Below are 15,118 nucleotides of genomic sequence, written 5' to 3' on the forward strand. Positions count from 1 at the left end.
GAATCATCCCTGAACTCCATATTCTTCACTTCATATACCGATACTCCCGCAGCTTCTCCAAAATCGCCACTTCTTTCATCAGTTCTTCACCGACGTTTGTTTCTTTCACTTTCTTCCGCTCCAGCTCTTTGTCGACTAATCGTTTCACTGTTAAGACGTCGGTTCCGGTGCTCAGCACTTCGGCCTTGGAGTTAAAGTGTTTATGGGCGACGAGCTGCATGCCGTAGGAGTTGTATAAGAGCGTGTAGCCGGCGATGCCTGTTGTGGATTGGTAGGCTTTGGAGAAGCCGCCGTCGATGACGATCATTTTTCCGTTTGCCTTGATCGGATCTTCGCCTTCGATTTCTTTTACCGGTGTATGGCCGTTGATGATATGGCCGTGATCTGGATTAAGGCCGAATTCCTTCAGGATGTTTCGGCAGGCTGCTTCGTCTTCGCGCAAATAGTAATACGGGTTTTTCTTTTCTTTATGCGTTTCCTTCTCTTTAATGAAATACCGCTCAAAGGTTGTCATGGCGCGTTTTCCGAAGAGGGAGGAGTATTCGCCTGTCCATAAGTACCAAGTCATATCTGTCGCCAGATCATCGGTTTCTTCCGGATGGGCAAACGCTTCCCGTAAGAACCGTTCAAAAACATCTAGCAGCTCACGGCCTGCATAAGCTTTATCCTCTATCATCATCGTTTCCATGCTGCCGTTTTCATCGACGGGAATACAGCCGTGAATCAGCAGGTTGCCGTTATATTTTAAATAAAGGCTGCCTTTTTTCATCATAAAATTCATATGGCGGCCCAGCTTTTCGGAGTTCTGAACAGAGAACAGCAGCTTGTCCATGACTTCTGCTTCTTCTTCTAACAGCTCATCAGGCTGTTTGGGATTCACCGTCGCAAAGCAGGTGTTTTCCAGTTGATATGTTTTTCCGTTCAGCGTGATTTCATTGCGGTCATAATCGATCTTTTCCAGTAACAGCCGTTCCTCCATATTAAAGTTCGGCCGTCTCTTAATAATCGGGCTCTCAAGCTTGAATTGGATCATCGCGATCGCCTGATGAATTTTTGTGATTTGTTTAATCTCATCTTCCGGTCTGTTTTCGTCCGCTTTCGGGCGGAAAGACGGGTTATCATCGTAATATTTTTCGGCAAGGTTCAATAGCGGTCTCAGATTGATGCCGTAAACGTCTTCAATAATATCCAGATTGTCATAGCGGGCACAGATGCGGATAATGTTTGCCAGGCATACTTTTGAGCCGGAATAAGCGCCTATCCAGAGAACATCATGATTCCCCCATTGAATATCCACTGAATGATAGTTGATCAGTTCTTCCATGATCTTATCCGGCTGCGGTCCGCGGTCATAAATATCGCCGACAACATGCAGATGGTCGACCACTAAACGCTGCGTGCTGTAGGCAAGGCCGGTGATCAGCTTATCGGCCTGGCCGAGCGCAATGATCTGTTCTATGATTTCGGAATAGTATTGTTCTTTGTTGGCGGCTTGTTCTGTTTTGTACAGCAGCTCTTCAGAAATATAAGCAAATTGGGCGGGCAGTGCTTTGCGCAATTTGGAGCGGGTGTACTTGGAAGAACAATAAGAAACGAGCTTAATCATCCGGTGAATCGTTTCTTTATACCACTCGTTTAATGCCTCTTTCGTATCAAAGTCATGTTTGATCAGCTTCAGTTTGTCTTCCGGATAATAGACCAAAGCCGCCAGTTCATCAATTTCTCTATCGTAAATGACGCCGCTGAAAATATCGCGGATCTTCTCTTTTACCCTTCCTGAACCGTTCCGCAGCACGTGCTGGAATGCCTGATACTCCCCGTGCAGATCACTGACGAAATGCTCGGTTCCTTTCGGCAGGTTCAGTATCGCTTTCAGATTAATGATTTCCGTGACCACTTTTTCTTCACAATCGTATTTTTGTGCGAGCAGATCTAAATATTTCGTTTCCAATCTCGTCCATCCCCTTTTTATTTACGAGCAATTGTATGATAAAGTGAATTTAAAGTATGACATAATGTTTAAATGATTAGACCTTATATGATAGTACCGCATAACGCCTTTTTGAGACAATGAAAACGGAAAATACGCGCTTCAGGCATCAAAATTGGACCGGGATAACGCCGTGCAGCTCATCCCTCTATTGACAATGCATTCAAGTTCCATTAAAATAAAAAGTTAGCTGATAGGTATTTCTATCAGAAACTCAATACGTAGCAGGCTATGATTGCTGTGGGTCGAACTACAGCAGGAGCGGCTTCTGGAGAGACCGCGGGTTTTCCGCGGCGCCGAAGGGTTCACAATCTCAGGCAAAAGGACAGAAGAGTACCGAATATGTATTTGTCATGCTGTTGATTGTCAGCGGCGCAGATATAATTTGATATTCTTATGACCATGAGATTGGAGGGCATCCAATCTCTTTTTTTATTGGCTTTTTTTGCTCGTCGTTCACTAGAGAGGTAAGGAGGAGTCAGATGTGGAGCAACGAGAGCTAAAGAGGGACTTATCGAATCGGCACGTGCAGCTGATCGCCATTGGCGGCACGATCGGCACCGGATTGTTTTTAGGGTCTGGTAAGGCGATTCAGCTGGCGGGTCCTTCTATCATCTTTGCGTATTTTATTGTAGGTATTGCGCTTTTTTTCGTCATGCGGGCGCTGGGAGAACTGCTGTTATCTAAAGCGGGATACCAATCATTAACGGATATTGCCGAGGCGTACTTAGGGCCGCGTGCAGCGTTTGTCACCGGCTGGACCTACTGGTTTTGCTGGATTATGACGGCTATGGCTGATGTGATCGCCGTCGGTGTGTATGTGAAATATTGGTTTGATATTCCGCAGTGGATTCCGGCACTTATCTGTTTGCTCATTTTATTAGGGCTTAATCTGTTAACGGTTAAGATTTTTGGAGAATTGGAGTTTTGGTTCGCCTTAATTAAGGTAGTCACGATTCTCGCGTTAATTGTCATCGGTGTGGTTCTGCTGGTGATTGGGTTCAAAACGCATACCGGAACGGTTTCAGCGGCGAATCTGTGGGAGCACGGCGGCTTGTTTCCGAACGGATTTTCCGGCTTTTTGCTTTCGTTCCAGATGGTGATCTTCGCCTATGTCGGTGTGGAATTAGTGGGTGTGTCGGCGGCGGAAACGTCAAATCCGAAAAAAAATATTCCGTCCGCTATCAATAAAATTCCATTGCGGATTTTATTTTTCTACGTCGGGGCATTGCTCATTCTTTTATGTATTAATCCGTGGATGCAGCTGAATGCGGCGGAAAGTCCTTTTGTAAAGACCTTCAGTCTGGTCGGCATCCCGTTAGCCGCGGGAATCATTAATTTTGTCGTATTAACGTCTGCCGCTTCTGCTTGTAACAGCGGGATGTTTTCAACAAGCCGGATTTTGTATAACTTAAGCAAAACGAAACAAGCGCCGGCAAGTTTTGCGAAGCTGAATAAAAATCATGTGCCGAGCCGCGCATTATGGATATCGGTTATTGTGCTGTCAGCTGGCGCTCTTTTAAGCAAATTAATACCGGAAGCGGCTTTTGGCATCGTGACAACCATCAGCGCGATTTGTTTCATTTGGGTGTGGGGCGTGATTCTTGTCTGTCATATCAGATACAGGAAAACCCGTCCGGACTTACACGCAAGCTCGTCTTTCAAGGCGCCGTTTGCGCCGTTTATCAATTACGCCGTGCTGGCGCTGTTTGCCGTCATTCTGGTGATTATGCTGTTTGCGGATGCAACGCGCCCGGCTTTGCTGCTGACGCCGCTGTGGTTTATTGGATTATTTCTTATCTATCGGGCGAGAGGGAGAAAGACAGATTGAATTGCTTCAGACGGTGTACTGCCATGCAGTATGCCGTTTTTTGTTTTGATTGGAAAGCAAGAATATTTGTTAGAAATCAGGCTATAATGATTGTATAATTTAAAAAAGTGTATAATTTTAAATTAAGAGAGGTGATGATATGAAGTATGAGAAGTTATCTAAGCTTTTTTATAAAATGGATGCTGATTCATATGAGAAAGAAGTTAAAAAGAGAACAAGCAGCTATGGCAGTTATTCAACATCATTAAACATACGGGGGTTCCGAAAAGGCCGACCCACGGACGATTCATTTGAGCTATTTTATGTGAATACACATAAACTCATGAAGCTGAATAATGAAGTGTTGTTAAACAGTTCCAAAATTTCATCCCTTATCAGTCAGCTCCCCGAATTTGCCGTCAAACCTTATTTTGATAAATTAATTATTAATGAAGCACAGAGTAATAATGAAATTGAAGGAATCCGCAGTACAAAAAAAGAATTGAAAGAGGCTCTTAAAGCGTTAGAACAATCCGAGCCCTCACATAAGCGGTTTGTCGGATTGATGAAAACATATCAATTTATAGACCGAATTCCGTCGTTTACAAGCATTCATGACTTTAGGGAATTATATGACGAGCTGGTCGCAGATGAAATCGGAACAGAAGATGCGCCGGATGGTGAGCTATTCAGAAAAGGCTATGTTGAAGTGAACGATGGGAACATGACCACCCATATCGGCGTTAATTCTGAACAGAAGATAACAGAAGCGCTTGAGGCTTTAATTGCTTATCTTCATGATGAAACACATCCCCAGCTGTATCGTTACATGACAGCTCATTACTACTATGAATACATTCATCCTTTTTATGACGGCAATGGAAGAACAGGACGCCTTATCGTTGGGAGTTATTTGTCCCGATATTTAGAAAAATATTCAGCCATCACTTTTTCTTACGCAGTTAATAAGAACAAAGATAAGTATTATAAGGCATTAGAGGAAATTCCCGCACCTTTAAACCGGGGAGAGCTGACTTTTTATTTAATGGATATGCTGGAATTGCTTCTGTCAGGACAAAAAGGAATTATTGAGGATCTTGAATTTAATTTAATGAAACTGAAACGAATTAGGAACTATATTGATAGCGATCAATGGGCTGATTATAAAGATGAACGTGATATTTTTAATATCATTATCACGATTAATGTATTTGTAAATGATCAGGTTACGCTGTCGGTGCAAGATTTAATGGAGCTCTCAAATAACTCGAGACATAAAATTAACAGAGTAATGGATTATTTAGAACAGCAAGGATTTGTTGAGCTGGTAAGCAGAAGGCCAAAATCTTATAAAATCAGCGAGGATTGTTTAGAGGAAATACTGCCTTCTTAATTAGTATATGTAAAAAAGCCGCCATTCATATGGCGGCTTTCACATTAATTCCGGATCAAATAATCAAATGCGCCTAAAGCGGCAGTTGCACCTGATCCCATGGAGATAATGATTTGGTTGTACGGGCCGTCTGTGCAGTCCCCTGCGGCAAATAGGCCGGGAACGCTTGTCGCGCCGCTCTTATCGACGATGATTTCGCCGATGCGGTTGCGTTCGACCGTTTCGTCTAACCATTCTGTATTAGGCACGAGGCCGATTTGGACGAATACACCTTGGAGTTCAACGTGTTTTTCTTCGCCTGTTTCACGGTCAACGAACGTAATGCCGTTTACGTTTTGGTCGCCTGTGATTTCTTTCGTTTGTGCATTTTTGTGCACAGTGACGTTCGGCAGGCTGTAAAGACGTTTTTGCAGGACTTCGTCTGCTTTCAGTTCAGGCGCGAACTCCAGCACAGTCACGTGATTGACGATACCTGCAAGGTCAATCGCCGCTTCGATTCCGGAGTTTCCGCCGCCGATAACGGCTACGTCTTTGCCTTCAAACAATGGTCCGTCACAGTGCGGGCAGTATGCAACACCTTTGTTTTTGAACTCTTGCTCACCAGGTACGTTGACATTGCGCCAGCGGGCACCTGTTGAAAGGATCACTGTTTTACTTTTCAGTACAGCGCCGTTTTCGAGTTCAAGTTCGAAGAGGTCTTTTTTCTCAAGGCGTTTCGCGCGCTGAAGGTTCATGACGTCAATATCATAATCTTTCACGTGCTCTTCAAGGCTTGCAGCGAGCTTCGGTCCTTCAGTCGCTTTAACGCTGATGAAGTTTTCGATGCTCATGGTGTCGAGTACCTGGCCGCCGAAGCGTTCAGCGACGACACCGGTGCGGATGCCTTTACGCGCCGTGTAGATCGCCGCGCTTGCGCCGGCAGGTCCGCCGCCGACAACAAGAACGTCAAACGGCTCTTTGTCGGCAAACTCAGACGCATCTGCGCCGCTGCCCATTTTTGCGAGAATCTCTTCGATGGTCATACGGCCGCTTCCGAAAGATTCACCGTTTAAGAATACAGTCGGAACAGCCATGATGTTTTTGCTTTCCACTTCTTCTTTGAATGCTGCGCCGTCAATCATTGTATGAGTGATATTCGGGTTGAGCACGCTCATCATGTTTAATGCTTGGACGACATCAGGGCAGTTGTGGCACGTCAGGCTGATATAAGACTCAAAGCGGTATTCTCCGCTGATGTTCTTAATCTGGTCAATGACCTTTTGATCAGCCTTAGGCGCTCTGCCGCTGACTTGAAGCAATGCCAGCACTAATGATGTAAATTCGTGGCCGAGAGGAACACCGGCGAATGTAACGCCTGTGTCTTCTCCGGTACGATTAACGCTGAAGCTCGGTGTTCTGTTTAATTCAGTTTTTTCAACTGAAATTTTAGATGACATGGAAGCCAGCTCGTCAACGAGAGCCAGCATGTCCTTAGAAGTGTCATCGTCACCGGCGCTTACTTTGAGAACAATGTCGTTCTCAATTAGCTGCATGTATTGATTTAATTGTGCTTTGATATTTGCATCAAGTACCAATGGAATGCACTCCTTAGATTTTACCTACCAAATCAAGGCTAGGTGTAAGTGTTTCGCCGCCTTCTTCCCATTTAGCCGGGCAGACTTCACCTGGGTTTTGACGAACGTATTGAGCTGCTTTTACTTTGTTAACTAGGTTGCTTGCGTCACGGCCGATACCGCCTGCATTGATTTCAACTGTTTGGATAACGCCATCAGGATCGATGATGAATGTTCCGCGGTCAGCAAGACCAGTTTCTTCGTCAAGAACGTCGAAGTTGCGGGAGATCGTTTGAGATGGGTCACCGATCATTGCGTAAGTGATTTTGCCGATTTTTTCAGAGCTGTCATGCCAGCCTTTGTGTACGAAGTGAGTATCTGTAGAAACAGAGTATACTTCAACACCTAATTCTTTCAGTGCAGCGTATTGTCCTTGAAGATCTTCAAGTTCAGTCGGGCAAACGAAAGAGAAATCCGCTGGGTAGAAGCAGAAAACGCTCCATTGACCTTTCAAATCTTCGTTTGTTACATCGATGAATTCACCGTTTTTGAAAGCTTTTGCTTCGAATGGCAGTACTTCTTTTCCGATTAAAGACATAATATCTTCCTCCTGAAATGTGATTTGAAATATATTAAAAAGACAAAGCATTCACTTTATCTTTCAATAATAATTCTAATTATATATAGATTATTAAATAACATTTATTTTTTGTCAAGCTATATGGGGTATTATTTTCTGCTTTTTTTGCTTTAGATGTTTAAAAACGCCTGGTATAAGCGGTTTGGCGCTGTTTGTCATGTTTAGCGCCGGGCGAAAGGAGGATTCTCAATTGGTGAATCGAAACAGTAGGAATCAACCCTTCTATATGGCAGTATAAACCAAAGGGGGTATGATCATGCAAATAAATAACATTACTTTGTACAGTTGTGCGTTGGAGGAGACGAAACACTTCTATGGACGGGTGTTAGGTTTTTCTTTAATTGATGAGTCCGGTGATTCGTTTACCATCAAGGCGGGGGAAAGTGAGTTGGAATTCAGGCGCGCCGATTCTCACTCTCATCCTACGTATCATTTCGCGTTTAACATTCCGAATAATCGTTTTGATGAGGCGAAGGAGTGGATAAAGGATAAAGTCGTTTTTCAAACGGAAGATGGGGAGGATGAGGTGTATTTCTCTCATATTCAGGCGCGTTCCTTTTATTTCAAAGATCCGTCCAACAATCTGGCGGAATTCATCGCGAGAGAAACATCGCCGCCAAGCGCGAAACATTTTTCGATTGAGTCCGTTCTGAATATCGGCGAGGTGAATCTGACGGCTGCCGAAGTCGTATCAACCGGGAGGGAGCTGCAGCGTTTCGGCATTCCGGTGAGAAAGCATGCGCCTCTTAGTGAAAATGGGTTTCATTTTATGGGTGATTACAATGATGGGGCGTTTTTGCTTTTAGGGCCGAGCGGCCGCCGCTGGATTTTTTCTGATCAGCATGCGGAGTTCCATCCGCTGTCTGTCATTGTGAACGGGACGATCCGCATTGAGGCTGACGGAAAGGGCGGCATTGACATCAGGCGGGCACAGCCGTCATAAAAAAGCCCGGGCTCAAAAGGCCCGGACTTGAGGTCATTATTTATAGACAACACGGGTGCTGCACATGATGTCGTGCAGCGTTTTTTTCTCTCCGAAGGCGCCCATGATGAATCCGATATAAAGAATGAGCTTAGATATGATATATGCGAAAGCGCGTCCGAAGGCCTGGCCGATGGATATCCGTCCGCCATCCTCATTGACGACCTTAAGGCCGAGCAATGCTTTTCCCAGTGTCCCCTGCATCTTTGAGGCCGTGAGCAGGCTGAAATATAAGATACTGATCACAAAAGAGCTCGCAAGAATCGGGATGACGCCGAACACCAGAAAAGAGATGTTAAACTGATTTTCGGTCATGAAGGGGTCAGCCGCCGCAACGCCTGCCGCAAATAAAAAAGAGACCATAAATTGAATGATAAAAATCGGAATTCCTATGATGATTTGATCAATGACGTAAGCCAGAAACCGAATCCAAAATCCTGCCGGTCTTTCCATGTATCTTTTTCTCTCCCTTGCTTTAATCTGGAATATTATACGTAATCATTCCGGATTTTGCAACGGAGCTTAAGCTTTTGCGAGCAGCCTCTTTCCCCATGCCAAGCGTCCCATGATCAGCCCGAAAGCCAGAAGGGCAAACATGATGCCGCACCACATCAGCTGATGGATTCCCAAATGTGAAATAAACCAGCCGCCCGCCGCCGTTCCGATGGTGATGCCGAGGTTGGAAAAAGAGACAAACAGGCTGTTGCCGAATTCGGGCGCCTCCTTTGCTTCCGCAGTAAGCCATGTCTGGCTGACAATGAGACCGCCGGAATGAACGGCGCCCCATACGAAGACGAGGACGGCCATCGGCGCAAAAGACGTCCCAAACCCGTATATGAGCAAGTAGGCGGCTGTATAAAGAAGCGGAAACAGGATGACGGTCTTTTTCATATTTTTATATAACAAAGCGCCGAAGACGAAATTCCCGGCTATCATAATCACTCCGAAGCTCATCAGCATGAAGCTGACCCATGTGCCGTTCATATGGGACACCCGTCCGAGGTACTCCGCAAAATAGCTGTAGACAGAAAACATGGCCGCAAAGAGACAGGTGACGGCAGCGATATTGAGCCACAAAGCCGGTTTGCGAAGGATGCCGAGCTGACTTCTGAAAGACATTTTTTCTGTGACCGGCATGGATGGCAAAAAGAGAAGAATGCCCGTGAATGCGATGAGACTGATGATAGCGCCGAATAAGAAGGCGGCTTCAAGGGAGAGACGCTCCGCCAGATAAGACGTGAAAGGCACGCCGAACGCAAAGCCGGCGGTGATGCCTGAAAAGACTTTCGTTACGGCTTTTCCGGATTGGCCGGCGGGGACAAGCCGGGCCGCGGCCGCAAGCGCTACAGAAAAGAACACCGGGTGGCATAAAGCCGGAATGATCCGAAACGCCAGCATGACACTGAAATGCGCCGTATACGCGTAGACCGCATTTGAAACGGCAAACATCAGCACCGCCAAAAGCAGAATGACTTTCCGGTTTATACCTGAAGCAAGCAAGGTCAAAAACGGTCCCGACACAGCGACGATGAACGCGAAAATACTGACAAGCCACCCCGCTTTTGAAGCAGAAATATGAAATCTGTCCGCCACTTGCGGAAGAACGCCGATAATGCCCATTTCGGTCGTGATAATTCCGAAAACCCCTAATGCCAAAAACAGAATGAAGATGGAACTGCTTTTTTTCATTGTTATGTATGCCCCCTTTTATAACTACATATACAGAAAAATAGATATGTTAGAACAAAAAAAGCCCTCCTTTCATGGTTATAGCTGGTGCTGAACATAGTCAGCAAAGGCTTTAATTTGTTTTTCATTCCTTCTGTAATAGGTCCACTTTCCGATTCGTTCGGATTCCAGCAGACCGGCTTTTTGCATGGTCAGCAGGTAGCTGGAGATGACGGACTGCGCAAGCCCCGACTTTGCCTGAATATCACCGACGCAAATTCCGGTGCGGAAACTGAGTCCCTGATCAAGATAAGGTCTTTCATCAAAATGGTCTTCCGGGTGTTTAAGCCACGTCATAATATCACTTCGTGTTTTGTTAGATAGCGCTTTATGAATCAATATCGGTTCCATAACGTTTATTATATCTATTTTTCTGGATTTGTAAATTCGTTTTCGACAAAACATTCTCAAATTAAGTAAAAATCGTGCTAAAATATAACATATTATCAGATTACCGGTAAAAAAGCCGGGTTATTGTCAGGAGGATATTCACATGAATCAAAAGAAAAAAGGTGCGGTTGCGGTGACCTTGCTTTCCGCTCTGCTGTTTTGTTTATTGCCGGTCCTCGTCTCGCTTTCTCCGCTTGCGGAAACGGGGCCGAACGCGAATCGTTTTAATTCCGCGGGCATGTGGGCCGCCGTCGGCCAGATCTTTGTTATATATGCGGTCCCGCTCATTTTGTATATTCTCGGTATTCGTGTCATGAAAATCATCATGGCCGTTTTTTGCGGAATCGGGCTTATCATTTGCGCGGCTGTCTTGTTGGTGACGTTATTGACCGCAATTTCCTTAGGGCAGGAGCTGTCTCTTTATTACGGCCTTTTCGTTTGGTCAGGCGCGGCTTTCATCGTCAATGTGGTGTGGTATATTGCCGCGTTTCGATCATCCCCGAAGCATCAGCAGGCTATGTGACATTTGTTCTATAAATCTACCGAAAATACAAATATTTCATAGGTTAATTATGGTATGATCAAAGTGGTATAGCAGCTTTTAATAGAAACGGGAGGAACTGACATTGAAAAAAAAGACAGCTTCATTGCGAGTGAAAACATTGGCGGCCGGCGCTGCGGTTGCTGCGGCTTTATCTGTGGGAGCGGTTACTGATCTGCCGGGGGCAAAATGGCTGCATCCGGCGGCTGCTCAAGCCGCGGAAACGGCATTTAAACAAAATCATGCGGCATCCGGTTTCTTGGCGGGACGGTATGACGCGCAGGCGATGTCTCCGACGATGTTCAACTGGTCAAGAGAAAGCCGGTTTACAAGCACTGCCGATGGCGCATTAAAATGGGAAAAGAATGTTCCGGCCAATCCTCAAAACGGTGCGGGAGCCGCGGTTGATGGGGACGGCACCGTATTTATTCAATCAAAAGACGGGAAGCTGACGGCGTATCATCCGGACGGTACTGTGAAATGGGTGACGGAAAACCTCGGGACGACCTATACGCTGACTCCGGTGCTCGGAACAAACGGTGTCATTTATCTTCCTTCTCACGATAAAAAACTATATTTCATCGACAAAGAAACCGGAACCATTTTAACATCGGTTCCGTTGAGCGGAGCGCCGAGTTCCGATGCGGCTATCGGCTCTGACGGCACGCTGTATGTGTCGACGCTGGATAACTATATCTATGCGATTAAACCGACGTCGCCTTCGACATGGACGCAAAAGTGGAAGTTTAAAACAAACGGCGTGGTCGGCTCCGCTCCCGTGTTAGCGTCAAACGGCACGCTGTATACGGCAACGTACAATAATATCTTTTACGCGATCAATTCCGGAACAGGCCAAGTGAAATGGTCAAAAACGACGTCCAACGGGTTTAAAGGCTATCCGGTTATTGATAGAGACGGCACCGTTTACGCCGGAAACCAGGACGGCAATTTATACGCCTATACATCAACGGGTGCTGTAAAGTGGACGTTCCCGTTAAACGGTTTCTCCAGCTCTTCATTAGCGATCGACCATAACGGCAATGTGTATATCGGTTCCGGAAGCGGCGAGCTGTTTTCCATCAGCAAAACCGGCAATATGAACTGGTCTTTCTATACGGACGGGCCTGTGAGAACGGCGCCGCTGATTGATGCGGACGGCAATGTGTACTTCGGTTCTGACGATAAAAATGTCTATGCGGTTGACGCTGACGGTAATGAAAAATGGCGCTATCAAACAGACAGCAATGTCATTTCCTCCCCGGTTCTGGCTGAAGACGGCACGCTCTATGTCGGTACTTATACGAAACTGCTCGCATTCGGGGCAAAAAAATAATAAAAAAGAATCCGCGTCATCTGCGCGGATTCTTTTTTTATTTAGAGGCTTGAATAAATACGCCTTTTTCATGAGAGAATTCTTTAAAGCCGTACACACCGTGATATGAACCGATCCCGCTCGTATTGACACCGCCGAACGGAAGGTTGACGTCAGTGAAATGAACGACGACATCATTGACAGAAGCATTGCCGGACGTCGTATGCTGCAGCACATAATCGATCAGCTCCTGATTATGGCTGAATACATACAAGGCAAGCGGCTTGTCCCGTTCAGTGATGTAATCAACGGCTTCACTGATATCTTCGTAATTCATAATCGGCAGAATCGGTGCGAAGATTTCTTCCTGCATGATCTTCATATCAGGCGTGACGTTTGTCAGCACGGTCGGAGAAATCGTGCGGTCATGCGCATCGAATACGCCGCCGAACGCCGTCTTCGCCCCTTTTTCAATGGCGTCATCATACAGGGCTTTGACACGGTTAAAGTTGCGGTCGTTGACAATCTGCGTGAATTTGTTGCGGTCAACCGTATGATCATCCTCCATAAAACCTGCATTGACAATGGTTTGCAGGAGATCTGTAAAGGTGTTCTGCACTTCTTTCTTCATAAGGAGATAGTCAGGTGCGATACATGTTTGCCCCGCATTGACAAATTTGCCGACGGCGATTTTTTTCGCCGCGTCCATCAAATCATAGCCGCTGTCGATGATCGTCGGGCTTTTTCCGCCAAGCTCAAGCGTGACGGACGACAAATGCTTCGCCGCTGCCGTCATGACGATTTTACCGACATTCGTGCTTCCGGTGAAGAAAATGTGGTCAAACGGCTGGTCGAGCAGTTCTGTGGCGACATCGACCTCACCTTCAAAAATGGCGACTTCTTCTTCGTGAAATGCCTCGCGAATAACTGTCGCGGCGATATGGCTCGTCTCCATCGTAAAATCGGACAGCTTCACAATCGCGCTGTTGCCGGCCGCAATGGCAGCCGCAAGCGGAGCCATCGTCAGCATAAACGGATAATTCCATGGGCCGAGAATTAAGGTAAGGCCTTTTGGCTCGTACATTAATACGCCGTCAGCGTCGGGACTGACGGATGAGCCGACGCGTTTCGGCGCCATCCAGGTGTCGAGATTGTTCATATTATCTTTAATCGCCTTAATCGTTCCCTGCGTTTCCGCTCTTTTTACCTCATGATAAGGCTTGCGGACGTCCCGTCTGATCGCCTCGATGATTTCTTCTTCATGTGCGGTGACGGCATCTAAAAAGCGCTGAAGCTTTTCTCTGCGCTGCCCGGCTGTTGAAGCACGCAGTGTTTTTTGATTTTTTTTCTGAAGCGCAAAGACGCGTTTGATGTCTGCTTTTATATGCTGATCCATCGGTCTTCCTCCTCTGGTTGCTTTTTTGTTTCTTCAGGGCCTATTATAATGTGATGTGTTTTTGCGGCAAAGACAGCGTAAACACATCTATACGTTACCGTACAAATTGCGGTGATCTGTCTAATGAAAGGAGTGTCTCTTATGCCGGATTCTGTGACAACTGACATCAAACAAGCGCTTTTGGCCATGCTTGGAGAGCGGGATATCCGCCGTGTGACCATGAAGGACATCGCCGAACGGGCGCGTGTGAGCCGGGGGACACTGTACCTTTATTACGAAGATAAATATGCGATTTTAGAGGATATAGAGGAAGAAATGAAAGACGGACTGAGCGAAGCGCTGTATGATTCGCTGAAGAATAAAGATGTGCTTCATTTACATGGCGGATGGCAAAAAGTGCATCCGACCCTGTCTTTTGTTGACCGGCATCGGGTGTTTTTCCAAACGATGATGGATCGCAATAAAATGCCCTATTTTCACTTTCATGCTTTTTTAAAAGATGTGTTCCGGCATGATGTGCTGCTGTCACCGGTCAATGCGGATTTCTCACCGACTGAACAGGATATGTACATTCATTACCGCGCTTTATACACGTATGCCATTGTGTTGTACTGGCTGAATGAGGAGCCCGGGGCATCCCCGGAAGCGATCAGCGGACAGGTGTGGGATTTGATTTCTCAAAAACGGTTTTACTGGCTGTTCGGCCGCCGGGTGCCGGAACAAGAAGAAAAAAAGCCCGCCGACCGCCGGGTGACAAGGACGAGGCAGGCCTTGCAAGAAGCCATGATCGGCTTAATGGCAGAAAAAAAAGAGTACGCGGCGATTACGATTTCCGATATTGCCCGTCAAAGCAACCTCCGCCGTGCCACTTTTTATGACCATTACGCCAACAAAGAAGCATTGCTGAAAACGATCATCCATCAATCATGCCGGGATCTGATCGGATTATTGACGGTAAAAGGAGAGCCTGCCGATTGCTCCATGGAAGAAGCGGAAGCCGCGCTCGTCCGTCTCTTTTCGGCACTGTCGGAAGGCCTGCCGCTCGTCCATTTTCTGAGAGAGGGCTCCGGAGTGCCTGACGTCATTCCGGAAATGTTCAGAGCGCTGCAATCGTTTTATCTTCATCAGCCCCTGCACATTCAGGCGGGCAAAAAACTCTATGCATATTATGTCGCGTCCATGCTCGCCGGTTTGATTCAATATCGTCTTCATGAAGGAAAAGACCACGCGCCGGACATGCTGGCCCGGGAGTTTCTGCAGTTTTTGGATGTAAAGAAGTATCGGGTGATTTTGCTGTGAGGATGATGAAAAAGAACTCAGCCGAAAACAGGCCGGGTTCTTTTTTGCTGTTTTTTTTGAGAAGTGCCGATATGAAGTGTCCGG

13 protein-coding genes and 1 riboswitch are annotated in these 15,118 nt (G+C 46.3%); of the genes, 6 read left to right on the forward strand and 7 right to left on the reverse strand.

The window, feature by feature from the left end; genetic code table 11:
• Window positions 1–25: 25 nt before the first annotated feature.
• The gene (fbp, locus tag ABK447_RS00560; RefSeq protein ID WP_014419314.1) at window positions 26–1,951 is read right to left on the reverse strand and encodes a fructose-1,6-bisphosphatase; all 1,926 of its coding nucleotides are present in this window, start codon (window positions 1,949–1,951) and stop codon (window positions 26–28) included.
• A gap of 297 nt (window positions 1,952–2,248) precedes the next feature.
• Window positions 2,249–2,329: riboswitch (glycine riboswitch) on the forward strand.
• A 145-nt stretch (window positions 2,330–2,474) separates the two neighbouring features.
• Here fbp and ABK447_RS00565 point away from each other — a divergent pair.
• On the forward strand, window positions 2,475–3,821 hold the full coding sequence (locus tag ABK447_RS00565; RefSeq protein WP_007614904.1) for an amino acid permease: 1,347 nt from the start codon (window positions 2,475–2,477) through the stop codon (window positions 3,819–3,821).
• 139 nt (window positions 3,822–3,960) lie between these two features.
• Window positions 3,961–5,193, forward strand: coding sequence for a Fic family protein (locus ABK447_RS00570; RefSeq protein WP_038460494.1), 1,233 nt, complete (start codon window positions 3,961–3,963; stop codon window positions 5,191–5,193).
• A gap of 44 nt (window positions 5,194–5,237) precedes the next feature.
• On the opposite strand, the gene ahpF is transcribed toward ABK447_RS00570, so the two are convergent.
• Together ahpF and ahpC are read right to left on the reverse strand one after the other, a co-directional pair.
• A complete protein-coding gene (gene ahpF, locus ABK447_RS00575; RefSeq protein WP_007614902.1) occupies window positions 5,238–6,767 on the reverse strand; it encodes an alkyl hydroperoxide reductase subunit F in 1,530 nt (509 codons plus the stop codon).
• A gap of 13 nt (window positions 6,768–6,780) precedes the next feature.
• Window positions 6,781–7,344: an alkyl hydroperoxide reductase subunit C gene (ahpC, locus tag ABK447_RS00580; protein ID WP_004393188.1), complete on the reverse strand. Its 564-nt coding sequence runs from the start codon at window positions 7,342–7,344 to the stop codon at window positions 6,781–6,783.
• A 298-nt stretch (window positions 7,345–7,642) separates the two neighbouring features.
• Here ahpC and ABK447_RS00585 point away from each other — a divergent pair, with 298 nt between their 5' ends.
• Window positions 7,643–8,329: a VOC family protein gene (locus ABK447_RS00585; protein ID WP_038460492.1), complete on the forward strand. Its 687-nt coding sequence runs from the start codon at window positions 7,643–7,645 to the stop codon at window positions 8,327–8,329.
• 36 nt (window positions 8,330–8,365) lie between these two features.
• Here the strand turns inward: ABK447_RS00585 and ABK447_RS00590 are convergent, their stop codons facing one another.
• The 3 genes from ABK447_RS00590 to ABK447_RS00600 form a co-directional block, all read right to left on the reverse strand.
• Window positions 8,366–8,821, reverse strand: coding sequence for an RDD family protein (locus ABK447_RS00590; RefSeq protein WP_014419310.1), 456 nt, complete (start codon window positions 8,819–8,821; stop codon window positions 8,366–8,368).
• Window positions 8,822–8,890: 69 nt separating this feature from the next.
• Entirely contained in the window at window positions 8,891–10,057 is a 1,167-nt protein-coding gene (locus ABK447_RS00595) for an MFS transporter (RefSeq protein WP_038460489.1), read from the reverse strand.
• 78 nt (window positions 10,058–10,135) lie between these two features.
• On the reverse strand, window positions 10,136–10,447 hold the full coding sequence (locus ABK447_RS00600; protein ID WP_007407855.1) for a helix-turn-helix transcriptional regulator: 312 nt from the start codon (window positions 10,445–10,447) through the stop codon (window positions 10,136–10,138).
• Between the two features lie 142 nt (window positions 10,448–10,589).
• Here ABK447_RS00600 and ABK447_RS00605 point away from each other — a divergent pair, with 142 nt between their 5' ends.
• On the forward strand, window positions 10,590–11,009 hold the full coding sequence (locus ABK447_RS00605) for a DUF5391 family protein (RefSeq protein ID WP_015240917.1): 420 nt from the start codon (window positions 10,590–10,592) through the stop codon (window positions 11,007–11,009).
• A gap of 103 nt (window positions 11,010–11,112) precedes the next feature.
• Window positions 11,113–12,360: a PQQ-binding-like beta-propeller repeat protein gene (locus tag ABK447_RS00610; protein ID WP_033574303.1), complete on the forward strand. Its 1,248-nt coding sequence runs from the start codon at window positions 11,113–11,115 to the stop codon at window positions 12,358–12,360.
• A gap of 37 nt (window positions 12,361–12,397) precedes the next feature.
• Here ABK447_RS00610 and ABK447_RS00615 read toward each other — a convergent pair whose 3' ends face one another.
• The gene (locus tag ABK447_RS00615) at window positions 12,398–13,735 is read right to left on the reverse strand and encodes an aldehyde dehydrogenase family protein (RefSeq protein ID WP_038460485.1); all 1,338 of its coding nucleotides are present in this window, start codon (window positions 13,733–13,735) and stop codon (window positions 12,398–12,400) included.
• 141 nt (window positions 13,736–13,876) lie between these two features.
• Between ABK447_RS00615 and ABK447_RS00620 the strand changes: the two genes are divergently transcribed.
• Window positions 13,877–15,034, forward strand: a complete 1,158-nt coding sequence (locus ABK447_RS00620; protein ID WP_038460482.1) for a TetR/AcrR family transcriptional regulator — start codon at window positions 13,877–13,879, stop codon at window positions 15,032–15,034.
• Window positions 15,035–15,118: the final 84 nt, after the last annotated feature.

Origin of the sequence: Bacillus sp. hwrm1 (genome assembly GCF_040207805.1) — a bacterium.
Lineage (GTDB): Bacteria > Bacillota > Bacilli > Bacillales > Bacillaceae > Bacillus > Bacillus velezensis.